The sequence below is a fragment of the Ramlibacter sp. genome (assembly GCF_035554825.1).
Classification (GTDB): Bacteria; Pseudomonadota; Gammaproteobacteria; order Burkholderiales; family Burkholderiaceae_C; genus Ramlibacter.
Window position 1 is genome coordinate 16,022 of record NZ_DATMHS010000130.1, and the last position, 21,753, is coordinate 37,774.

The 21,753-nt window shown below is 70.5% G+C and carries 23 protein-coding genes; 12 read left to right on the forward strand and 11 right to left on the reverse strand.

Features of this window, described 5'->3' with window-relative positions:
* Nucleotides 1-53 precede the first annotated feature (53 nt).
* Nucleotides 54-1,817, reverse strand: a complete 1,764-nt coding sequence (locus VNT59_RS15790) for a DEAD/DEAH box helicase (protein ID WP_325499768.1) — start codon at nucleotides 1,815-1,817, stop codon at nucleotides 54-56.
* 172 nt (nucleotides 1,818-1,989) lie between these two features.
* Entirely contained in the window at nucleotides 1,990-2,934 is a 945-nt protein-coding gene (locus VNT59_RS15795; protein WP_325499770.1) for a sugar-binding transcriptional regulator, read from the reverse strand.
* A gap of 104 nt (nucleotides 2,935-3,038) precedes the next feature.
* Between VNT59_RS15795 and VNT59_RS15800 the strand changes: the two genes are divergently transcribed.
* From VNT59_RS15800 to VNT59_RS15830, 7 genes are read left to right on the forward strand one after another with little or no spacing between them, the layout of a single operon-like run.
* Complete coding sequence (locus tag VNT59_RS15800) at nucleotides 3,039-4,406, forward strand: iron-containing alcohol dehydrogenase (RefSeq protein WP_325499772.1); 1,368 nt, start codon at nucleotides 3,039-3,041, stop codon at nucleotides 4,404-4,406.
* 16 nt (nucleotides 4,407-4,422) lie between these two features.
* Nucleotides 4,423-5,745: an extracellular solute-binding protein gene (locus VNT59_RS15805; protein ID WP_325499774.1), complete on the forward strand. Its 1,323-nt coding sequence runs from the start codon at nucleotides 4,423-4,425 to the stop codon at nucleotides 5,743-5,745.
* Between the two features lie 16 nt (nucleotides 5,746-5,761).
* On the forward strand, nucleotides 5,762-6,670 hold the full coding sequence (locus VNT59_RS15810; RefSeq protein ID WP_325499776.1) for an ABC transporter permease subunit: 909 nt from the start codon (nucleotides 5,762-5,764) through the stop codon (nucleotides 6,668-6,670).
* A 6-nt stretch (nucleotides 6,671-6,676) separates the two neighbouring features.
* Nucleotides 6,677-7,561, forward strand: a complete 885-nt coding sequence (locus VNT59_RS15815; protein WP_325499778.1) for an ABC transporter permease subunit — start codon at nucleotides 6,677-6,679, stop codon at nucleotides 7,559-7,561.
* 25 nt (nucleotides 7,562-7,586) lie between these two features.
* The gene (locus tag VNT59_RS15820; protein ID WP_325499780.1) at nucleotides 7,587-8,351 is read left to right on the forward strand and encodes a glycerophosphodiester phosphodiesterase family protein; all 765 of its coding nucleotides are present in this window, start codon (nucleotides 7,587-7,589) and stop codon (nucleotides 8,349-8,351) included.
* Between the two features lie 8 nt (nucleotides 8,352-8,359).
* On the forward strand, nucleotides 8,360-9,883 hold the full coding sequence (locus tag VNT59_RS15825; RefSeq protein WP_325499782.1) for an alkaline phosphatase D family protein: 1,524 nt from the start codon (nucleotides 8,360-8,362) through the stop codon (nucleotides 9,881-9,883).
* Between the two features lies 1 nt (nucleotide 9,884).
* Nucleotides 9,885-11,459, forward strand: coding sequence for an FGGY-family carbohydrate kinase (locus VNT59_RS15830; RefSeq protein WP_325499784.1), 1,575 nt, complete (start codon nucleotides 9,885-9,887; stop codon nucleotides 11,457-11,459).
* Nucleotides 11,460-11,504: 45 nt separating this feature from the next.
* Here the strand turns inward: VNT59_RS15830 and VNT59_RS15835 are convergent, their stop codons facing one another.
* Complete coding sequence (locus VNT59_RS15835) at nucleotides 11,505-11,903, reverse strand: DUF3175 domain-containing protein (RefSeq protein WP_325499786.1); 399 nt, start codon at nucleotides 11,901-11,903, stop codon at nucleotides 11,505-11,507.
* 182 nt (nucleotides 11,904-12,085) lie between these two features.
* Here VNT59_RS15835 and VNT59_RS15840 point away from each other — a divergent pair, with 182 nt between their 5' ends.
* The 4 genes from VNT59_RS15840 (at nucleotide 12,086) to VNT59_RS15855 (ending at nucleotide 14,748) form a co-directional block, all read left to right on the forward strand.
* Nucleotides 12,086-12,664, forward strand: coding sequence for an NnrU family protein (locus tag VNT59_RS15840; RefSeq protein ID WP_325499788.1), 579 nt, complete (start codon nucleotides 12,086-12,088; stop codon nucleotides 12,662-12,664).
* Entirely contained in the window at nucleotides 12,664-13,314 is a 651-nt protein-coding gene (locus VNT59_RS15845; protein ID WP_325499790.1) for a 3'-5' exonuclease, read from the forward strand. The genes VNT59_RS15840 and VNT59_RS15845 overlap by 1 nt, the downstream gene beginning before the upstream one ends.
* Before the next feature lie 98 nt (nucleotides 13,315-13,412).
* Nucleotides 13,413-13,640 carry a hypothetical protein gene (locus tag VNT59_RS15850; protein WP_325499792.1) on the forward strand — a complete coding sequence of 76 codons (228 nt, stop codon included), beginning with the start codon at nucleotides 13,413-13,415 and terminating at the stop codon, nucleotides 13,638-13,640.
* Nucleotides 13,641-13,788: 148 nt separating this feature from the next.
* On the forward strand, nucleotides 13,789-14,748 hold the full coding sequence (locus tag VNT59_RS15855) for an alpha/beta hydrolase (protein WP_325499794.1): 960 nt from the start codon (nucleotides 13,789-13,791) through the stop codon (nucleotides 14,746-14,748).
* Here VNT59_RS15855 and VNT59_RS15860 read toward each other — a convergent pair.
* Genes VNT59_RS15860 through minC form a run of 4 tightly spaced genes read right to left on the reverse strand, consistent with a single transcriptional unit; the run spans nucleotide 14,726 to nucleotide 17,141 of the window.
* Nucleotides 14,726-15,220 (reverse strand): SRPBCC domain-containing protein, encoded by a 495-nt coding sequence (locus VNT59_RS15860; RefSeq protein WP_325499796.1) that lies wholly within the window; start codon nucleotides 15,218-15,220, stop codon nucleotides 14,726-14,728. The genes VNT59_RS15855 and VNT59_RS15860 overlap by 23 nt on opposite strands.
* A gap of 44 nt (nucleotides 15,221-15,264) precedes the next feature.
* Complete coding sequence (minE, locus tag VNT59_RS15865) at nucleotides 15,265-15,540, reverse strand: cell division topological specificity factor MinE (RefSeq protein WP_325499798.1); 276 nt, start codon at nucleotides 15,538-15,540, stop codon at nucleotides 15,265-15,267.
* A gap of 3 nt (nucleotides 15,541-15,543) precedes the next feature.
* Nucleotides 15,544-16,359 (reverse strand): septum site-determining protein MinD, encoded by an 816-nt coding sequence (gene minD, locus VNT59_RS15870; RefSeq protein WP_325499800.1) that lies wholly within the window; start codon nucleotides 16,357-16,359, stop codon nucleotides 15,544-15,546.
* Nucleotides 16,360-16,391: 32 nt separating this feature from the next.
* Nucleotides 16,392-17,141 (reverse strand): septum site-determining protein MinC, encoded by a 750-nt coding sequence (gene minC, locus VNT59_RS15875; protein ID WP_325499802.1) that lies wholly within the window; start codon nucleotides 17,139-17,141, stop codon nucleotides 16,392-16,394.
* A 153-nt stretch (nucleotides 17,142-17,294) separates the two neighbouring features.
* Between minC and VNT59_RS15880 the strand changes: the two genes are divergently transcribed.
* A complete protein-coding gene (locus tag VNT59_RS15880; protein ID WP_325499804.1) occupies nucleotides 17,295-17,741 on the forward strand; it encodes a hypothetical protein in 447 nt (148 codons plus the stop codon).
* Nucleotides 17,742-18,059: 318 nt separating this feature from the next.
* Here the strand turns inward: VNT59_RS15880 and VNT59_RS15885 are convergent, their stop codons facing one another.
* Genes VNT59_RS15885 through clsB form a run of 4 tightly spaced genes read right to left on the reverse strand, consistent with a single transcriptional unit; the run spans nucleotide 18,060 to nucleotide 21,753 of the window.
* Nucleotides 18,060-18,740, reverse strand: a complete 681-nt coding sequence (locus VNT59_RS15885; RefSeq protein WP_325499806.1) for a UdgX family uracil-DNA binding protein — start codon at nucleotides 18,738-18,740, stop codon at nucleotides 18,060-18,062.
* Entirely contained in the window at nucleotides 18,737-19,420 is a 684-nt protein-coding gene (locus VNT59_RS15890) for a TIGR03915 family putative DNA repair protein (protein WP_325499808.1), read from the reverse strand. Before VNT59_RS15890 ends, VNT59_RS15885 begins: the two co-directional genes overlap by 4 nt.
* Before the next feature lie 48 nt (nucleotides 19,421-19,468).
* On the reverse strand, nucleotides 19,469-20,515 hold the full coding sequence (locus tag VNT59_RS15895) for a lysylphosphatidylglycerol synthase domain-containing protein (RefSeq protein WP_325499810.1): 1,047 nt from the start codon (nucleotides 20,513-20,515) through the stop codon (nucleotides 19,469-19,471).
* A 2-nt stretch (nucleotides 20,516-20,517) separates the two neighbouring features.
* Nucleotides 20,518-21,753: a cardiolipin synthase ClsB gene (gene clsB / locus VNT59_RS15900; RefSeq protein WP_325499812.1), complete on the reverse strand. Its 1,236-nt coding sequence runs from the start codon at nucleotides 21,751-21,753 to the stop codon at nucleotides 20,518-20,520.

The window sequence follows — 21,753 nt, forward strand, 5'->3', positions numbered from 1 at the left end:
GCACGCATTCGGATACTGCCAATGCTCGGCGCCTTGCCACGACAGGACTGGTGCTAGCCGGCAACAAGCTGGTTGACCAACTCGCCCCCCTCGGCAGCAGCGATTGCCAACCTCTGCGTCGCCCGCGTCGCCGCCACATAAAACAGCCGCGCCTCGTCCTTCTCGTCCTCTCCCTCGCCCGCCATTTGCCCTACGCCGCATAGCGCCACCACGGGGAACTCCAGGCCCTTGCTGCCGTGCATCGTCATCACCTTGATGGTGTTGGCGAGCGGGTCATAGCCGCCTGAGGACTTGCGCACCTGGTGCGGCAGCTTGCGCAGCGTCAGCACCCGGCCAACCTCGTCCATCTGCGCCTGCTTGCGGCACAGAACGGCCATGTCGCCCCAGGCATGGCCCTCCTCGTGCGCATTCGCGAGGATCTCGGCGATCTTGCCGGGCTCGTCGCTCGCCTTGGGCAGGCGGATGATCAGCGGCTCCTCGCCTTCGCGACCGCAGCTGACGGGGCGGACCACCGGCACGCCGTCGTCATCCTGCTCCTCGGGGCTCAGGAACTTGGCGGCGACCATATTGGCCGTCTGCAGGATCTGCTTGGTGTTGCGGTAGTTGATGCGCAGGATGGTCGTGCGGCCCGAAGCCTGGATGCCGACGCTTTTGAAGCTGAAGCCGCGCGCCTTGCTCTTGCCGTAGATGTCCTGCGCGCTGTCGTACAGCACCAGCAGGCTGTTCGTCTCGGGGTCCACCATCTGCGTGACGAGCTTGAGCCACTCCGGCTGGAAGTCGTGCCCCTCGTCGATCAGCACCGCTTGGTATTGGCCGGAGGGAATCTGCTTGCGCTCTACGCCGCGGATGACGTTGTCGACCAACGCCTGCGCGTACTTGTCGCCGAAGCCCTCGGGCACCGGCTGCCCGAAGGCGACCAGCTGGTCGCGGCACCATTTGTGGAAGTTGCGCGCGTGCACTCGGTCCGACAACCCCTTGGCCGCGAAGGTGGCTTCCAGCTTCTGCGCCAGGGGCTTGTTGTAGCAAAGCACCAGGATCGGCTTGGCCGAAGGAAACTTGGCCAAATGCTCGGCGCGGTAGCCCAAGATCATGGTCTTGCCCGAGCCGGCCACGCCGTGGATGACGCGGTGGCCTTCGCCCAGGCTGCGCGCCAGCTGCTCCTGCTGCAGGTCCATCACCCGCATGATGTCCGGCAGTTCGTCCTTGTCCGCGGCGAACAGTGCGGTCTGCACCGGCACGCGCACTTCCGGGAACATGATCCAGCGCACCCGTTCCAGCTGCGGCAGGGAAATCACCTTGCCGAACGCATGCGGGAACATGTGCCACAGGCGCTGCTGGAATTCCTCGGCTTCCGCTGCTTCCAGCATCTCGTCCTTGCAGATCGCGTAGTGCGCGTCGATTGCCTGATCCAGCCCCGCGTCCGTAAATTGCTTGCGGGTGATGTTGGTGAAGACGACACCGTGCCCCCACGGGAACGCAAGCTTGCCCTTGTGCGGGCCATCCTCGTGAATCAGCTGTGCGTCCTGCTCCAAGGCACGCACGACCTGGATCGCACAGTGGCGGGCTTGCTCGAGCGGATTCTTCACGACCTTGTGCTGGCCATCGGGCACGATGTCCCAAGCTTGCTTGGACGCCTTGAGGATGGTTTCCAGCTTCCAGTCCTTGGTCTCCAGGATCAGGATGCCGCGGCGCGGATGAATGACGACGAAGTCCGGGTGCGTGCGCATCGGACCGACGGGCACGTCGTACCAGAGCAGGTAATCGTCGTCGAGCTTCTGTTCCAGCCGCTCCGCCAGGCGGCGTTCCCCGGCGGTCATGCGCGCCGCGCACGAGCCCAGGGCGGGTATGAGGACAGCCACCGCTTCTCCTTCCGAGACGGATCATGAAGGCAGAGCTTGATCTAGGCAAGGGCGGGGGCGCACTTGGTCAAGTACGCGCTGGGTTCACATTGAGAGTGGCGGTCCTCGCTGGCCGGCACGCCCTTTAGCTTCAGCCCTGGTACAACCGCAGCGCCTCCCGCGCCGTCTTTTCGTCGCACACCAGCACCGAGGCCAGCCGCGCGCGCAGCACTGCGGCGATGATCGGCGCCTTGTTCTGGCCGCCCGAGGCGACGATGACCGTCGCGATGTTGGCGAGCAGCTCCAGGGGCGGCGAAATGGCGCGCTGGTTCACCGGGTGCGCCACCGGTTGGCCGTCGGCGTCCAGGAAGCGCCCCAGGATGTCGCCGACCGCGCCGGCACGCCGCAGGCTGGCGACCGTCACGTCCTTCGGCAGCCCGTAGCGGATCAGGAGCGACCGCTCGCTCAGGTCGCCGACGCTGAGCAGCGCCACGTCGTTGGCCGCCATGCCGGCGAACGACTCCTTGAACACGTCCTGCGCGACCAGCAGGTCGCGCGACTGCTGGCTGCCCGCGTACAGCGGGGCGGCGAGATAGGTGCAGCTGGCGCCGAGCCGGCTGGCCAGGGCGCTGGCGGTTTCGAACGTGTTGATCTCGAGGCCGCGCGTCAGGCCGCCCATCATCGAATTGACGTTCAGCGCGGGGCGCTGGGCGGGCCGCACGAAGCGGATCGCCTCGCGCAGCGTCGCGCCCCAGCCGACGCCGATGCCGCGCACGCGATGCTGCTCCAGATGCCGCGACAGGAACTCGCCCGCGGCCCGACCGAGCAGGGCCGGCAGCAGGTCGGCATCTTCCGGCGTGGGCACGATCACGGCCTCGTTCAGCCCGCAGACGCCTTTGAGCTCGCCTTCCAGCGCCAGGCAGCTTGCCAGCCGCGAGTTGATGGTGATGCCGACCAGGCCGCTGGCACGCGCCTCGCCCAGCAGGCGGTTCACGCGCAGGCGCGTCGTTCCCAGGCGCGCCGCCACCCGGTCCTGCGTCAGGCCCTCCATGTAATAGAGCCAGGCCGCGCGAACGGCCGCTTCATCGTCTTCCATGCATCTTCCCCCGGCGCGATGATGCTACTAGACAAACGTATTTCCGACGATACACTTGTTCACCGCGCCGCATCGGCGCCGAGTGGAGGCCGTAAATTTCCGTATTGCAAGACGCCCTGCGCGATGCCGCCGTCACGCGCGAGGTCGCGATCGAGCCAGGCGTCGCGCGCCGCCTGCCCGAAGTCGCCGGCCGGTGCGCGCCCGGTGCCCCCTGCATGGTCATCGCCGACGGCAACACCTGGCCGGCGGCCGGGGCCGCGGCCCAGGCCGCGCTGCAGGCGCACGCCGCCGGCGCGGTGTCGCCCCTGGTGCTGCCGGCGCAGCCGCGCCTGAAGCCGCGCGCCGAGACGGCCCAGGCCATCGCGCAGCAACTGCAGGCGCAGGACGCCGTGCCCGTCGCCGCGGGCTCGGGCGTCATCAACGACCTGGTGAAGTACGCCGCCGCACTGGCCGGCAAGCCCTACCTGTGCCTGGCCACCGCCCCCTCGATGGACGGCTACGCCGCCTCGGGCGCCGCATTGCTGCAGGACGGGTTCAAGCGCACCCTGGCCTGCCCGCCGCCGGTGGCGGTGCTGGCCGACCCCGGCGTGCTGGCCGGCGCGCCGGCGCGCATGGCGGCGTGGGGCTACGGCGACCTGGCCGGCAAGCTCGTCGCCGGCGCCGACTGGCTGCTGGCCGACGCCCTGGGCATCGAGCCGATCAACGCGGCGCCGTTCGCGCTGGTGCAGGATCATCTGGGCGAGTGGCTCGGACAGCCGCGCCGGCTCGCGGCGCGCGATCCGCAGGCACTGGGCGCGCTGCTCTCCGGGCTGCTGGTGAGCGGCTTCGCCATGCAGGCGCACGGCAACTCGCGCCCGGCCAGCGGCAGCGATCACCAGTTCTCGCACCTGTGGGAAATGGAGAACCTGCAGGTGGACGGCGAGCCGGCGGCCCACGGCGCCTGCGTCGGCGTCGGCTGCGTCGCGATGCTGGCGCTCTACGACTGGCTGCTGGCGCAGCCGCAGGCGATGCTGCGACAGGTCCAGGTCGAGGATCTCGACGACCGCCGAGCGATCGACGCCGAGATCGAAGCGTCGCTCGGCACCGGCGAGGTCGCGGCGGCGGCGCGGCAGGAGATGGCCGCCAAGCGCGCGCTCGGCAGCCGCCAGGGGCGCGTCGCGCGCTTCGTCGCCGCCTGGCCGCAGCTGCGCGGGCAGGTGGCGGCGCGCCTGATCGGCGCCGCGCGGATGCAGCAACAATTGCAGGAGGCCGGGGCGCCGGCGCATCCCGCGGCACTGGGCCTGGAACTCGCCACCCTGGCCGCGGACTACCGCCGGGCCCGCCTGATCCGCCGCCGCTACACCTTGCTCGACCTGCTGGAAGACCTGGGCTGGCTGGACCGGGCCATCGCCGACCTGTTCGGCGCGCAGGGCTTCTGGAGCCGTTCACCTGTCACGCCAGCGGCAGCCGCTGGTGCTCCGATGCAACCATGACCCAAGGAGAGATGAAATGCATGTCCTGACACGTCGACTGGCCCTGGCGGCCTGTGCATCCGCGCTGCTGGCGGCGCTGCCCGCATCCGCCGCGCCGCCGGTGCAGATCCAATGGTGGCATGCCATGGGCGGCACGCTCGGCGAGCGGGTCGACGAGCTGGTGAGGAACTTCAACAGCTCGCAGCAGAAGTACGTGGTGGTGGCCACCAACAAGGGCAACTACGACGAGGTGATCAATGCCACCATCGCCGCCTATCGCGCCAAGCGCGCACCCCAGCTGGTGCAGATCTACGAGCGCGGCTTCATGACGATGCTGCTGTCCGACGCGACGCTGCCGGTGCAGGACTTCATGACCCAGCGCGGCTACAAGGTCGACTGGAACGACTTCGTGCGCCCGGTGGCCGGCTTCTACAGCTACAAGAACAAGCTGATGGCGCTGCCGTTCAACTCGTCCTCGCCGATCCTCTGGTACAACAAGACGCATTTCGAGAAGGCGGGCTTCGCCAAGCCGGCCGAGACCTGGCAGGAGCTGGAAAAGCAGCTGTACGCGATCAAGCAGAAGGGCATCTCCCAGTGCGGCACGGCCCTGGCCGGCGACTACCACTGGAGCCTGCTGGAGAACTACAGCGCGATCAACGACCTGCCGTACGCGACCAAGGGCAACGGCTACCAGGGCCTGGACACCGAGTTCGTCTACAACAAGACGCTGGTGGTGCAGCAGGTCGCCCGCATCAAGAAGTGGCTGGACGACGGCGTCATGCAGATGGCGGGCCAGGGCTTCAGCCCCGAGCAGCTGTTCACGTCCGGCAAGTGCTCCACCTTCTTCGCCTCGACCGCGGCGCACAGCGGCATTGAGCGCAATGCCAAGATCGACTGGAGCGCCACCTACCTGCCGTGGGAGCAGGGCAAGACCCCGAAGAACAGCACCATCGGCGGCGGCGCGCTGTGGATCCTCAAGGGCGGCAAGCCCGCCGAGTACGAGGCGGTGGCCGCCTTCATCGACTTCCTCGCCAAGCCGGAGACGCAGGTGTGGTGGCACAAGACCACCGGCTACGTGCCGCTGACCGACAAGGCCTACCAGGTGGCCAAGATGGCCGGCTACTACAAGGACCATCCGACCCGCGAGATCGCCATCCTGCAACTGGGCCGCGGCACGCCCACGGCCAACTCGCTCGGTTTCCACTTCGGCAACTTCACGCAGACGATGTTCGCCCAGCGCGAGGAAGTGGAAGCGGTGTTCGCCGGCAAGAAGACGCCGCAGGAGGCGATGGATGCCGCCGTGGCGCGCGGCAACGAGATCCTGCGCCAGTACGAAAAGCTCAACAAGGGCAAATACTGAAGCGACGGCGGGCGCGATGGCGGCAGGCGGCGAGGCAGGACTCAAGCGGGCGCACTTCCGGCAGGTGCGCCTGCCCGCGTTGCTGCTGCTGCCGCAGCTGGCGATCCTGCTGCTGTTCTTCTTCATTCCGTCGTTCCGCGCGCTGACGCAGGCCTTCCTGCTCTCCGATCCGTTCGGCAACACGGTGCACTTCGCCGGCCTGGACAATTTCACCCAATTGCTCGCGAGCGAGTCGTACCGCGAGTCGGTCCAGGTGACGGTGGTGTTCACCATCGCGCAGAACGCGTTCACGATGGCGGTGGCGCTGGTGCTGGCCTTCGCCTCCGATCGCGTGATCCGCGGCCGCGAGCTGTACAAGGCGGTGATCCTGCTGCCGTACGCGATCGCGCCGGTGATCGCCGGCATCCTGTGGGCGTTCCTGTTCAACCCCGCGGTCGGCCCGCTGGCGCAGCTGCTGCACGCGGCCGGCTTCGAATGGGATCCCAACCGCCGCGGGGCCGACGCCATGCTGCTGGTGGTGCTGGCGGCGTCCTGGAAGCACATCTGCTACGACTACATCTTCCTGCTGGCCGGCCTGCTGGCGATCCCGGCTTCGCTGATCGAGGCGGCCGCCGTCGACGGCGCCCGGCCGCTGCGGCGCTTCTTCTCGGTGTGCCTGCCGTTGCTGGGCCCGACGGTGTTCTTCCTGGCGGTGATGAACTTCGTCTACGGCTTCTTCGAGGTGTTCGCGATCGTCGACGCCGTCACCCGGGGCGGGCCGGCCGGCGCCACCAACGTCCTGGTCTACAAGGTCTTCACCGACGGCTTCGTCAACCTCGACCTGGGCTCCTCGGCCGCGCAATCGGTGATCCTGATGGCATTCGCGCTGCTGATGACGCTGCTGCAGTTCCGCTACGTCGAGCGGCGCGTGAACTACGACGTCTGAGCAGCGATGATCGAGCGCACCCCCATTCTCAACGGCATCTGCCACGCCATCCTGCTCGTCGGCGTGGCTGCCGTGTGCGTTCCGCTCTATCTGGCCTTCGTCGCCGGTTCGCTGACGATCGAGGCAGTGCAGCAGGTGCCGCTGCCGTGGCTGCCCGGCGACCGGTTCCTGGAGAACGTGCACACCGCCTGGACCAAGGCCAACTTCGAGCGGCTGTTCTTCAACTCGTTCCTGGTGGCGGCGGGCATCACCGTGGGCAAGATCGCGGTGTCGCTGCTGTCGGCGTTCGCCATCACCTATTTCCGCTTCCCGTTCCGCATGACCGCGTTCTGGCTGATCTTCGTGTCGCTGATGCTGCCGATCGAGGTGCGGATCTCGCCGACCTACGAGGCGGTGGCCAACGCGGCGCTGCCGCTGCAGTGGCTGGCGGAGCTGCTGCGCCTGGACGTGCACCTGGAATGGAACATGGTCAACACCTATCCCGGGCTGATCCTGCCGCTGATCGCCTCGGCCTCGGCCACCTTCCTGTTCCGCCAGTTCTTCCTCACCGTGCCGGAGGAGCTGTGCGAAGCGGCGCGACTGGACGGGGCCTCGCCGATGCGCTTTTTCTGGACGGTGCTGCTGCCGCTGTCGCGCTCCAACATCGTGGCCCTGGCGATCATCCTGTTCCTCTACGGCTGGAACCAGTACCTGTGGCCGCTGCTGTTCACCACCGAGCCGGACATGGCCACGGCCGTCATCGGCCTGAAGCACCTGATCCCGCGCTCGGACTCGCAGCCGGCCTGGAACGTGGCGATGAGCGCCGCCCTGCTGACGATGCTGCCGCCGGTGGTCGTGGTCGTCGTGCTGCAGCGCTCGTTCGTCAAGGGGCTGGTGGACAGCAGCAAGTGACAACCGCAACCAGGAGCACGCCTTCATGATCATCGTGGGACACCGCGGCGCCCGCAATCTGTGGCCCGAGAACAGCCTGTCGGGGTTTCGCCGGCTCATCGCCACCGGGGCCGACGCGGTGGAATTCGACGTCCACGAAACGCGCGACGGCACGGCCGTCGTGATCCACGACCCCCAGCTCGATCGCACCACCGAGGCCAGCGGCGCCATCCGCGACCTCGATGCGGCCCAGGTGCTGGCGGCCCGGCTGCGCGCCGGCCAGGGCGAGCAGGGCGGCCCCGCCGGCGAGTGCGTGCCGACGCTGGACGAGGTGCTGGCGCTGTTCCGGCCCACGAAGATGGAGCTGCACGTCGAGATCAAGACCGACGCCGCCGGCGAATTGCCGCCCGGCGCCATCGCGAGGCTGGTGGCCAGGCTGCACGCTGCCGGCGTGGCCGAGCGCAGCATCCTGACCTGCTTCGTGCCCGGGGTGCTGGAGCAGGTGCTGGCCGTGTGGCCGCAGGGCCGCGTGCTGGCGTCGCTCGATCACCGGTCGGCCGAGATGCTGGGCGGCATCGGGCGCGCGCTGGAGCGCTATGCGGCGATCCCGGGTTGCCTCGTCGCGGTGCAAAAGACCTTGCTGGCCGCCACCTGGGACCGCTGCCTGCGGGCGCTGGGCAGCGAGCGGCTCGGCGCCTGGGTCATCAACGAGCCCGACGAGATCGCGCACTGGCTGCGCATGCCGGTGCGCCAGATCACGACCGACCGGCCCGACCTGGCGCTGGCGGCCCGCGCCGCGCTGAGCCGTTGAGCGCTTCCATGTCGCCGCCGCTGTCGCGCCGCCGCGTCCTCGGCGCGGGCGTGGCGGCGGCGCTCGCGTTGCCCGCGTTCGGGTCGCGGGGGCAGGGCGGACGCGACCCGTTCACCCTGGGCGTGGCCTCGGGCTGTCCGCGCCCGGACGGCGTGGTGCTCTGGACGCGGCTCGCACCCGAGCCGTTGCAAGGCGGCGGCCTGGGCGAAGCACCGGTCGCGGTGGCCTGGGAACTCGCCGACGACGAGCAGTTCGGGCGAATCGTGGCGCGCGGCACGGCGCAGGCCACCGCCGGCGACGCGCACTCGGTCCACGTCGAACTCACCGGCCTGGAGCCAGCGCGCCACTACTGGTATCGCTTCACCGCGCTGGGCGCGCGCAGCCCGGCCGGACGCACGCGGACCGCGCCCGCGGCGCAGGCGATGGCGCCGGTGCGCTTCGCCTTCGCGTCGTGCCAGCAGTACGAGCAGGGCTACTACGCCGCCTACCGCGACATGGCCGCGCAGCCGCTCGACCTGGTGGTGCACCTGGGAGACTACATCTACGAATCCTCCTGGGGCGCCCGGTTCGTGCGGCGCCACGAGGGCGGCATCCCGACCCAGCTGGCCGAGTTCCGCGACCGCTATGCGCTGTACAAGAGCGACCCGGATCTGCAGGCGGCGCATGCCGCCTGCCCCTGGCTGGCGGTGTGGGACGACCACGAGGTGGCCAACGACTACACCGACGACGTCTCGCCCCGCACGGCCGACCCGGCCCAGTTCCTCGCGATCCGGGCCGCCGCCTACCAGGCCTGGTACGAGCACATGCCGGTGCCGGCCAGCATGCGCCCGCGCGGGCCCCACGCGCGCATCCACGGCCGCTGGCGGTTCGGCCAGATGCTGGACCTGTTCATGCTCGACGGACGGCAGTACCGCTCGCACCACGCCTGCCTGCCGGGCCGCAGCGCGTCGCCGCTGGTCGATTGCAGCGACCGGCTGGACCCGTCGCGCACCTTCTTCGGTGCGGCCCAGGAGGCCTGGCTGGAGGCGCAACTGGCGGTCGCGCCGGCGCGCTGGACGGTGCTGGCCCAGCCGACGCTGCTGGCGACCGCCGACCGCGGCGCCGGACTGCAGCCGGCCTACTGGATGGACGGCTGGGACGGCTATCCCGCCGCGCGCGAGCGCCTGCTGGGCGCCCTCGCGGGCCGGCCCGGCAACGCGCTGGTGATCGGCGGCGACGTGCACGCCTTCTGGGCCGCCGACCTGCGCCGCGCCGGGCAGGACGCCGTGGTGGCGACCGAGTTCGTGGGCGGCGCCATCACCTCGGAAGGGCCGAGCGCGGCCAGCGTGGCCGCCATGCTCGCGCGCAATCCGCACCTGCGCTACGGCCACGCCGACCGGCGCGGCTACGCGATGATGGCGCTGGACCGCCGCGGCTGCGACGTGGAGTTCCGGGCGGTCGACGACGAAAAGGACCGGGCGTCGGCCGTGCGCACGCTGCAGCGCTTCGCCGTCGCCGACGGCGCGCCCGGCGTGCACCTGGGCGCGTCCTGACATGCGCCGCGTTCCCTGCGTCGTCGGCGTCGACATCGGCACCCAGAGCACCAAGGCGCTGGTGGTCGATGCCACGGGCCGGGTGCTTGGCACCGGCGCGGCCGCCTACCAGGTCGACACGCCGCAGCCGGGCTGGGCGCAGCAATCGGCCGACGTGTGGCTCGAGGCCAGCGTCGCCAGCATCCGCGAAGCGGTCGCGCGCGCCGGCGCCGCGGCCGCCGTGCAGGCGCTGGGCATCAGCAGCCTGGGCGGCGGCGCCGGTGTCCCGGTCGACGGCTCGGGCACGCCGCTGCATCCCTGCCTGATCTGGATGGACCGGCGGGCGCAGCGCGAGGCCGCCTTCGTCGAGCAGCACCTGGACGCGCGCCGCCTGCGCGCGATTTCGGGCAACGGCATCGACAGCTTCTATGGCTTCACCAAGATGCTGTGGCTGCGCGACCACGAGCCGGCGGTGTGGGCGCGCACGCGGCACCTGCTGTCGCCGAACAGCTATGTCAACCTGCGGCTGACCGGCACGCTGGCGATGGACCACAGCTCGGCCGGCAACATCGGCGCGGTCTACGACATCGGGCGCCGCGCCTGGTCGACCGAAGCGCTGGACATGCTCGGCATCCCCGCGCACCTGATGCCCCAGCGGCTGCTGCCTTCCAGCGAGGTGATCGGCGCGCTGCAGCCGCGCTGGGCGGCGCGGCTCGGCCTGCCGGCCGGCCTGCCCGTCGTGGCCGGCGGCGTCGACGCCAGCGCGGCCACGCTGGCCGCCGGAGCCACCCGGCCGGGCCAGCATGTGGCCATGCTCGGCACCAGCATGTGCTGGGGCACGATCCGCCAGCGGGTCGACGCCGACCACGGGCTGGTCAGCTTCCCGCACGTGTTCAACCCGCTGCAGGACCTCTACGTGTTTGGCGGCGCGATGACCGCCGGCGGCGCCATCAGCTGGTTCCGCGAGGCGTTCTGCCAGGACGAGGCGCGCGCCGCGCGCGAGCAAAGTGCCGACGTGCACGCGCTGCTGGAAGCGCAGGCGGCCGCCGTGCCGCCCGGCAGCGACGGCGTGCTGTTCCTGCCTTACCTGATGGGCGAGCGCAGCCCGGTGTGGGACGCGCAGGCGAGCGGCTCCTTCATCGGCCTGCGGCTGACGCACGGCAAGGGCGAGCTCTACCGGTCGGTGCTGGAGGGCATCGCCTTCGCGCTGCGACAGACGATCGACGCCGGCGCACTGGGGGCCGAGGCGCTCGACGAGCGCCTGCTCGTGGTCGGCGGCCTGACCCGGTCCGACCTGTGCATGCAGCTCATCGCCGACACCTGCGGCCGGCCGGTGGCGACGATGGGACCGGAGGTGGAGGCGCCGCTGGGCGCCGCGATGCTGGCGGCGCTGGGCATCGGCATGCTGGACGAAGCCGGCGCGCGCGCCGGCTGGGCGACGGCACGGGTCCGCGCCGAGCCGCTGGCTGCGAACGTCGGGCGCTATGCCGAGCTGTACCGGCAGTACCGGGCGGCCTACCGGGCGCTGCGGCCGGTGATGCACCGGCTGCGCGAACTCGGCTGCGCTGGCCGGACCGCGCCTGCCGCCGGCGCCTGAACCGATCGGCGCGGCGCGGCGCGCGGCCGGCGCCGGCGCAGGCCCTCACTTGTTGGCGTGCTTGCGATCGTGCTCCACGCCGTCGGTCTGACCGCTCGGGCCCGACTGCCGGCCGGTGCCGGGCTTTTCCACCTTGCGGCCCATCTTCGTCGTGCGCCCCGACGACGGCCGTTGAAAGAGGGCACGCAATTCGTCCTTGGCCTTGTCCAGTCGCCGCTTCTCGTCCGCCGCCAGCCCTGCCGCGCCCCGGCTGCTGCGCGCCGTGAGCGTCGACATGGCAGCGCGGTACGGGTCGTGGCTGCGCTCCGGGTGTTCCGCGAGCTCCTTCAGCCGGGCCGCGATGCGCTTGGGCGTCTTCAGGGCGAAGGCGGCCCGTCGGTCCTCCTGCGCGCCGGCGTGCGTGGCGGATTCGGGCGTCGGTCTGGCGATGCTGGCACGGCCCATGGCGTGACTCCTTGCTGGCGCGGCGCGACTGCGGGACGCAGGGCGCCGCGTCTTGCAGCCAGTGTGACGCGCGGCGCGCGCCCCGGCTGTAGGCGGGCATCCTGTACCGTTGTGGCATTGCGCTGTCGCGCTTGCTGCGGACGAGCCCATAATCACCGCTCCACTCGGCAAGGAAAGCTCCCATGGCGCTACTGATTCTCGGGCTCGTGCTGTTCCTGGGCGTGCACTCCACGCGCATCGTTGCCGATGGCTGGCGCACGCGGATGATCGGGCGGCTGGGCGCCATGCCGTGGAAAGGCCTCTACTCGCTGCTGTCGATCGCCGGCTTCGCGGTGCTGATCTGGGGCTTCCGGATCGCCCGGGCCGACACCCTGGTGCTCTACGCCCCCCCGGTGTGGGCACGCCACCTCGCGGCGCTGCTGATGGTGGTGTCCTTCGTCCTGCTGGTCGCCGCCTATGTGCCGGGCAACGGCATCAAGGCCAGGCTGCACCACCCGATGATCCTGGGCGTGAAGGTCTGGGCGCTGGCCCACCTGCTGGCCAACGGCGTGGCCGCCGACGTGGTGCTGTTCGGCGCCTTCCTGGCATGGGCGGTGCTCAGTTACCGGGCCGCCCGCCAGCGCGACCGAGCGGCCCGGACCGTCTACCCGCCCGGCACCGTCAGCGGCACGGCGATCACGGTGGTCGTCGGCCTGCTGGCCTGGGCGGTGTTCGCATTCATGTTGCACGGGCCGCTGATCGGCGTGCGGCCGCTGGGGTGATGACCACCGTCGCCGTCATCGACTTCGAGACCACCGGCCTGTCGCCGGCGATGGGCGACCGCGCCACCGAGATCGCGATCGTGATCATGGAGGGCGACCGGGTGGTCGACCGCTACCAGAGCCTGATGAATGCCGGCGTGCGGATCTCGTCCTTCATCGAGGCCTACACCGGCATCAGCAACGAGATGATCGCCGCGGCGCCGCCGGCGGCGCAGGTGATGGCCGAGGCCAATCGCTTCGTCGGGGCCCGGCCGATGGTGGCCCACAACGCCTCCTTCGACCGGCGCTTCTGGTGCGCCGAGCTGGAGCGGCTGGGCCAGGCCGGCGACCAGCCGTTCGCCTGCACGCTGCTGCTGGCGCGCCGGCTGTATCCGGAAGCGCGCAGCTTCCGGCTCGGCGCGCTGGCCTCCTTCCACGCCCTGCCATCGAATGGCCGGGCCCACCGCGCGCTGGCCGATGCCGAGACGGCGGCGGCCCTGTTCGGGCGCATCCGGCACGACCTGCGCGCCCGCTACGGCGTGCCCGAGCCGCGCCACGCGCTGCTGATGCAGCTGCAGGCGTGCAGCCGCAAGGCCTTGCCCAAGGCGATCGAGCGCCACCTGGCCGGCGCGGCCGGCCCGGCGCTGCGGCCGATCGCGGTGCGGGCCTGACCGCCCACGCCGCCTGGGCAGAGGCGAAGCCGTCCGACACCACGGCGGCGGCCGCCTTCCCAGAATGGGTTCATCGCTTCAACCGACAGGAGGATCCCATGGCGAAGCGCCCCAACCCGCGCGACAAGCAGGCCGGCCAGAGCGGCAAGGTCGAAAACGACACCAACAAGCTCGGCGAGACCCGGCCGACGCAGAAGAACGAGGGCCGGCGCACGCCGGACAGCCGGCATGACCGGGAGGCACGCCTGGGCGGCGACAACCAGAGCCAGAGCCGGCGCAGCCCCCCCGGCGGCGGCATGGCGCCCAAGAGCGGGAACCGCCCCTAAGGCCCGCGGCGGGGCCGTCCCCGCGCCCGTTTCCCCGACGGCGTTGGCCTCCGGCGGCCGCGCCGGCAGGCGGCCCCGGTTCCGCTCCGACCGGAATCACGGCCACCAGCCGCCCCATGACCGGACGGCGCCCGGTTACAGTCCTGGCATGAACGGCCTGTGGCTGCGATCGCTGTGGCTGGTCCTGGCCGGCATCTTCTTCTTCGCGGCGATCGCCGTCGTGGCGGCCTGGGCGCCGGACGTCCCGGTCGACGACCTCAAGATGCGCTGGGCCGCCCCGCCTTCGCGCTTCGTCGAGGTCAACGGCCAGCAGATCCACGTCCGCGACGAGGGGCCGCACGACGACCCCGCCCCCATCATCCTGCTGCACGGCACTTCCGACAGCCTGCACACCTGGCAGGGCTGGGCCGAAGGTCTGCGCGAGCACCGGCGCGTGATCCGCTTCGACCTGCCGGGCTTCGGCCTCACGGGCCCCAACCGGCAGAACGACTATTCGATGGAGCGCTACGTGATGGTCGTCCGGGCGGTGGCGGACAAGCTGGGCGTGGACCGGTTCGTGCTGGCCGGCAATTCGCTCGGCGGGCAGATCGCCTGGATCACGGCCGCCCAGCTGCCGGAGCGGGTCGATCGCCTGATCCTGGTCGATGCCAGCGGCTACCCGCCGGAGCTGTTCGGCGTGCCGCAGGAGCTGCCGCTCGGCTTCCGGCTGGCGCGCACGCCGGGCCTGCGGGGCCTGGTCAAGTACGTGCTGCCGCGCGGCGTGGTCGAGCGCACGCTGCGTCAGCTCTATGGCGATCCGGCCAAGGTCACGCCGCAGTTGGTCGACCGGCATGTCGAGCTGGCCCGGCGCGAAGGCAATCGCCAGGCGCTGGCGCGGCGCCTCGAACAGTCGGCCACGCCGCGGCTGTCGCTGCTCAAGGAAATCAAGGCCCCGACCCTGGTGCTGTGGGGCGGCAAGGACCGATTGCTGCCGCCGGAGATGGGGCAGCGCTTCGAGCGTGACATTCCGCACGCGCGGCTGGTCGTCTTCGGGGATCTGGGCCACCTGCCGCAGGAGGAGGACCCCCAGCGGACGCTGGCGGAGGTCAGGCAGTTCCTGGGGCTCTGAGGCCCCACAGCCGCGTCGTCACCACCTTCTCCAGCTGGCGCAGCATCGCGCTCCAGCCGCGCCGGGTGCGCTCCGCGTAGGCCAGGGCCTCGTCGCCTTCGCCCAGGTCGTGGGTGAGCATCAGCTCGCAACCGCCACCGGACGGCGTGATGTCGATGGAGACTCGGGTGGTGCGGTCGGAAAAGGGCTCGACGCTGAAGTCGAACACCAGCCGGCGCGGCCGGTCGATCTCGACGTAGCGGCCGCGATGCTGCGCTTCGAAGAAGCTCTCGTCGCCGTCGGGGTTGGGCCGCCGATCGGTCACGGTGAAGGTGCCGCCCACCTGCGGATCGATCTCGCAGTGCATCACGACGCCGGTCCGGCTCACGAACAGGAAGCGGCCGGCCTGGGCCGGCGTGAGCCACGCGTCGAACACGCGTTCGGCCGGCACGGTAAAGCTGTGCGATTCGTGCACGAAGACGGAGCGAGCCATCCTGCGTTTATCTTCCGCCAGCTCGGCAGTGTCAAGCCCTGCGGTCACGCCGCGGCGGGCTTCTGGTCTGGCAGCTCGATCTTGACCTCGAGCACCTCGAGGTTGTCCTGCCGGTCCAGCTGCACCTTGATGTCCTGCGGGTCGATCTTGATGTACTTGGAGATCACGGCCACCAGGTCCCGCTGCAGCGCCGGCAGGTAATCGGGCTGGCCCGGGTTGCGGCCGCTGCGCTCGTGGGCCAGGATGATCTGCAGGCGCTCCTTGGCAACGGTGGCCGTCTTCTTCTTTTCACCCAGCAGGAAAGAAAGGAACGAGGCCATGCGTCACTTGCTCCCGAACAGGCGCTTGAGAAAGCCGGCCTTCTGGGCGTCGATGAAGCGCAGCGGCCGGTCCTGCCCCAGGAAGCGGTCGACCACGTCCCGGTAGGCCTCGGAGACGTCGGTGCCCTTCAGGTGCACGGCCGGCGTGCCCTGGTTGGACGCCTGCAGCACGGCTTCGCTCTCGGGAATCACGCCGATCAGGTCGATGCGCAGGATGTCCTTGATGTCCTCCAGCGACAGCATCTGCCCCTGGTCGACGCGGTTCGGGTTGTAGCGCGTGATGAGCAGGTGCTCCTTCACCGGTTCCTTGCCCTCGATCGCGCGCCTGGTCTTGCTCGCCAGCATGCCCAGGATGCGGTCCGAGTCGCGCACCGACGAAACCTCCGGGTTGGTGACCACCAGCGCTTCGTCGGCGAAGTGCATCGCCATCAGCGCGCCGGTCTCGATGCCGGCCGGCGAGTCGCACACGATGTAGTCGAATCCCATCCCGGCCAGGTCGTCCAGCACCCGCTCGACCCCTTCTCGGGTCAGGGCTTCCTTGTCGCGGGTCTGCGAGGCGGCCAGCACGAACAGGTTCTCGCACTGCTTGTCCTTGATCAGCGCCTGGTGCAGGTTGGCCTCGCCGTGGATCACGTTGACCAGGTCGTACACCACGCGCCGCTCGCAGCCCATGATCAGATCCAGGTTGCGCAGGCCGACGTCGAAGTCGATCACGGCCGTCTTGTGGCCGGCGAGCGCCAGTCCCGAGGCGAAGCTGGCGCTGGTGGTGGTCTTGCCGACGCCACCCTTGCCGGAGGTCACGACGATGATTCTTGCCATGTGTTTCTGAGTCCTTGTGTATTCGGGCCGGTCTAGGTCAGCGGGTCCATCACCAGCTTGCCGTCGACGCCGCCCACCAGCCGGACCTGCGTCGGCTTGGACAGCACATCGGGCGGCAGCGGCACTTCGCTGGTGCGGTACACGCCGGCGATGGAAATGAGCTCGGGTTCCAGGCACAGCGAGAAGATTCGCGCCGCGCTGTTGCCGCGCGCGCCGGCGATCGCCTTGCCGCGCAGCGGCGCATAGACATGGATGCTGCCGTCGGCGATCACTTCGGCGCCGGCGTTCACCATGCTGAGCACCACCAGGTCACGGCCGCGGGCGTACACCTGCTGCCCCGACCGCAGCGGCCGGTCGATCACCAGCGCGGTCGATGGCGCCGCTTCGGCGGCCGGGGCCGGGGACGGGGACGGCGGCGTCGGCAGGCGCGCCGGCGGCGGCGGGGCCACGGCTTCCGGCGCCGCCGCGAGCCCGGCCGCCAGCGCAGCGCTCATTTGCGCCGGACTGCCGCCACGGGCGGCGATCGGCAGCACCCGGTATCGGTGCAGCAGATCGAGCAGGGCACTGAAGTCGACGGCGACATCGCCTTGCGTCTGCAGCGGCGAGAGGTCCAGGACCAGCGGGTCGTTGTCGAAGAAATCGGGGTGCTCGCCGAAGCGCGCCGCCAGCTCCGCGGCCAGGGCCTGCATGTCGGCGGACTTCAGCAGCAGCGAGACCAGCGGCAGCGTGGCGCTCTTGATCTCGAACGTGGCAGGGGCGCGTCCTGCGAGGGCTACGGACATACAGCGTGAGGCAGGGCGGAGGCCGGTCGCAAAGCGGCGAATCTTAACAGCGGGCTGCCGGCGAAGTCCTACACATTCTGTTGCCAAATGCTCCTGCCACCGCGGTCCGGCGCGCGGTCAGATCGGCAACGAACACAGTCCCGAGGAACCGCCATGAGGATGCATCACCCCCCGTCTCACTGGATCCTGGTGGCCCTGGTGCTGGCCGCCTTGTTGCTCACGCTGACCGAGGTGCACGGACAGAGCGCCGGCGCGGCGGCGGTGTTCGAGGGCCGCCCGGCGATGGCCGGCGCGCAGGCCGGCCTCGGGGCCCAGGCCGGCCCGTCGCAAGGCGGCATCGGCGTGCAGGGCACGGAGGCGGCCGAGCGCAACCTGCGGCTGCGTCGCCCGTCGGGACTCGCCGACATGCCGCAGGGCCAGCCCGCCGACGACGCGGTGGCCGCGGCCAAGCGCCAGGACACCGCCGTGCCGAAGGAGCCGGGCATCGCGCGCGAGGAGCGCAGCGCCGTTCGCAAGACCAAACGCGCCGCCAAGCGCACGCTGCGCCGCGCGCGCACCGGAACCTCCGAGATCGACAGCCGGTCGGGCGACGCACGTTGACCCGAGCGCTGCGCGCGCCGGTATTCCCGGCGGCAGCCTGAACAACGCTGGGGACAGTTTCCGGATAACTGGGCAGTTATCCACAGCGGGCGGCGCCAGGGCCAAGTTGTCCAGTTTCGCGACGCAGCGCGCGCGGGGGTCGGCGCACAGGGTTTGGAGCGCCGCAAGTCCCAGTCGCCGCAGGGGAAAAATGCCCTTGTCCACAGAACTGGCCGGTCTTCTACTAGCTACTACTACTTTGAAATAGAAATATAGAAGAACAACAGCGGCAGCCCTGGCGACGCGGATCGGAGCGCCGGCGCGGCGCGCCGCCAGCGCTTACCGGCCCTGGCGCACCACTGTCCGTGCCAGCGCCAGATCCGCCGCGAAGGCGACAAAGGCCTGCTCGCGCGCCTCGGGCGGCCCGCGCAGCAGCGACGACGGATGCACGGTGATCAGCACCTGCCGGCCGTCGGCACGAGGCAGCCACCGGCCGCGGTTGGCCAGCACCGGCACCGCGCGCCCGAGCAGCGAGCGGGCCGCGACCGCCCCCAGCGCCACCAGCGCAGGCGGCTGGACCAGCGCGATCTCGTCCTCCAGCCAGTGCAGGCAGGCGGCCGCCTCGCGCTGGGTGGGACTCTTGTGGATGCGGCGCTTGCCGCGCAGTTCGTACTTGAAATGCTTGACGGCGTTGGAGACGAACACCGCGTCGCGCGCGATGCCCGCCTGCTCCAGCGCCCTGGCCAGCAGCCGGCCCGCCGGTCCCACGAACGGCAGGCCCTGCAGGTCTTCCTGGTCGCCCGGCTGCTCGCCCACCAGCAGCAGCCTGGCCTTCAGGGGTCCCGCGCCGATCACGGACTGGGTCGCGAACTCGCCGATCGGGCATTCGCGGCAGCGCATGGTCGCCGCCTTGAGATCGTCGAGGGAGGCGATGCGGTCGCGCGCCAGCGCGGCGGCCGCATCGGCGGTTGGCCCCGGCTGTCGCGCCCCGGCCGCCGCGCCACGGGGCCGGGCCGTCATGGCGTCTGGGGCTCGCCCGGCGTCGGCTGGCGGTCGAAGACACCGTGGTAGCAATCGAGCCAGGCGGCGTCGCTCGCCTCCGCCGGCGGTACGCGCGACCGCGGGACGCCCGGTCCGTAGTGCAGCCGCTGGCCGTCCGATTCGACCGAACGCTCGGGGGTGAAGATGGCCCAGCGGCCCGGCGGGCCGCGCTTGGCGAACCAGGGCGCCGCGGCCTCCAGCAGATGGTGGGCCGGTTCGTACCACGCCAGGTGCAGCGGCGGTGCCTGTTCCAGCGGTATGGCGCGGAAGCGCACGAACGCCTTCATCTTGTGCAGGTCGCGCCGCACCGACTGCGCCATCTGGTGGGCGTGCAGCATGTCGGGGTCGACCGGGTCGTTGCGCAGCCCAGGCTCGTGCACCAGCCGCCAGAGCAGCCGATACAGCAGGGCGAAGCGGTCGGGATCGTGGTGCAGCACCACCACCTCGCACAGGCGCAGGAACGAAGCCGGCACGATCGCCGACGCGGCCTTGGGCATGTCGCGCGGCCGCTCCCCGGCCGGGTCGGCGAACTGGTCGCTGTTCTGCGCCTGCGCGGTCTCCCAATGCACCGCCTCCGGCGGCACCTGGCGGCGCAGCAGCAGCCGAGCCTCCTCGCGGAATCCCGCGAGATCGGTTTCGCTGGCCAGCCGCGCTTGCATCTCAGGTTCCTTCAGGGGGCAGGGCAGGCATGGCGGCTCCGGTTCGCTTCACACCCGGCCGGCGCGGCGCAGCGCCCGGCGCTGCTTCTTGGCCTGCACTTCCATCACCAGATACATCAGGCCGGCGACGATCAGCGGGCCGATGTAGTAGATCGCGCGGTAGCCGAGCAGCGCGCCGATCAGCCGGCTTTCCGGCACGATGTGCGACAGCAGCGCGACGAACACGAACTCGAAGACGCCCAGGCCGGCCGGCACGTGGGCGACCACGCCGGCGATGGCGCCGATCAGCAGCACGGTGAGCACGTCGGCGTAGGCGATCTTCTGGCCGAGCAGCACGTAGATCACGCCGGCCATCAGGCTCCAGTTGATGCAGGAGATCAGCATCTGCAGCACCGCCATGCGCCAGGGCGGCAGGTACAACTCGTGGCCCCGCACCGTCCAGACCCGGTCGCCGTACCAGTGGCAGGCCAGGATGTAGCCCAGCGACACCGCCATCAGCGCGAAGCCGATCCACTGCAGTCCGTGGTTGCCCATGTGCCAGCTCGGCGGCAATGCCAGCGGGTGCACCACGAACAGGAAGCCGGCCAGCAGCTTGTAGCCGAGCCAGTTGGTCAACATGCTCATCGACACGATGCGCGTGATCACGCCGGGCTTGAGCCCCAGGCGCGAGTAGAGCCGGTAGCGGAAGCCGACCCCGCCGACGATCGAGCCGATGCACAGGTTGAAGGCATAGCTGATGAAGTTGACCGCCATTACGGTGCGCGTCGGCAGGTTGTGGCCGGTGTAGCGGCGCCCGATCAGGTCGAAACAGCTGTAGAGGAGGTGGCTCGCCGCCGCCAGCAGGATCGCCGCCAGCAGCGCCGGCGCCGGCAGGGTGCGCACCGAGTCGAGGACGTCTTCCCAGTCGACGTTCCTGCCGTAGCGCACCAGCAGCGCGGCCACGGCCGCGAAGAACAGGATCGAGAAGCCGCGCTTGGCCCAGTGCCAGCCCTGGCGCGCGCGCCGATGCTGGTCCTCCCCATGCGCGTGCGGCCGCGGCGGGCCGCGCTCGGGCCGGCGCGCACCGGGGTCGCGGGGATAGGTGCGCGGCTCCAAGTTCACTCCTTCGGCCCGTGGTAGGCGGGGCTCAGCCGCTGCGACAGCGCCGGCTGCAGGCGCGGCGCATGGCGCGGCAGCCACGAGGCCCAGCCCGGGTAGCGGCGCGTGAAGTGGTAGGCAAGGAAGCTGCGCACCAGGTGCCAGCCCCTGAGCTCGCCGATGGCTTCGCGCTCGATCTGGTGGCAGCTGTTGCGCATCAGGCAGTCGAGCCGCTCGTACAGATGGGCGTTGAAGGCGCCGTCGCGGATGATCACGTTGGCCTCGAGGTTGAGCGCCAGGCTCAGGGGGTCGAGGTTGCTGGAACCGACGGTGGCCCACTCGTCGTCCATCAGCGCCACCTTGCCGTGCAGCGGCCGGTCGCGGTATTCGTAGATGCGCACGCCGGCCGCCAGCAGATGGTGGTACAGCATGCCGGCCGCGGTCTTGACGATCGCCATGTCGGGCTCGCCCTGCAGGATCAGCCGCACGTCGACCCCGCGCCGGGCGGCGCGCCGCAACTCCTTCATGAAGCGGTAACCGGGGAAGAAGTAGGCGTTGGCGATGACGATGCGGTGCCGCGCGGCACGGATGGCGATGCGGTAATGGCGCTCGATGTCGCTCATGTGCTCGGTGTTGTCGCGCACGACGAACATCGCCGCGGCGCTGCCCAGGCGCGGCAGGCTGTCGGGCGTGCTGCGCAGGTGCTTGCGCCGGCGCCACCACTGCCGCACCCGCTGGTAGCGCTGGCCCTGCGCCAGCGCCGCATGGGTGAAGCGGTGGATGTCCGCTACCAGCGGCCCGCGGATCTCGACCGAGTAGTCCTGCTTGGCCTGCGGGCCGAAGTCGGCGAGGTGGTCGGCCGAGTAGTTGATGCCGCCGACGAAGGCTACGGCGCCGTCGACCACCACGATCTTGCGGTGCATGCGGCGCAGCACGTTGAGCCGCTTGCCGAACAGCCGGGTGCCGGGCTCGAACACGTGCATGCGCACCCCGGCTTCGACCAGCGAGCCGATGAAGCGGTCGGACAGGTCGGGCGAGCCGAAGCCGTCGATCGTGACGTCGACCTGGACGCCGCGGCGGGCGGCCGCGACCAGCGCCTCGTGCAGCTGCAGGCCCACCTTGTCCTCGAACAGGATGAAGGTCTCCAGCACGACCTCGCGCTGTGCATTCGCGATGCACGCGAACACGCGCGGGAAGAACTCCTCCCCGTTCTCCAGCAGGCGGATGTCGTTGCCTTCGATCCAGCGGCCGTTCAT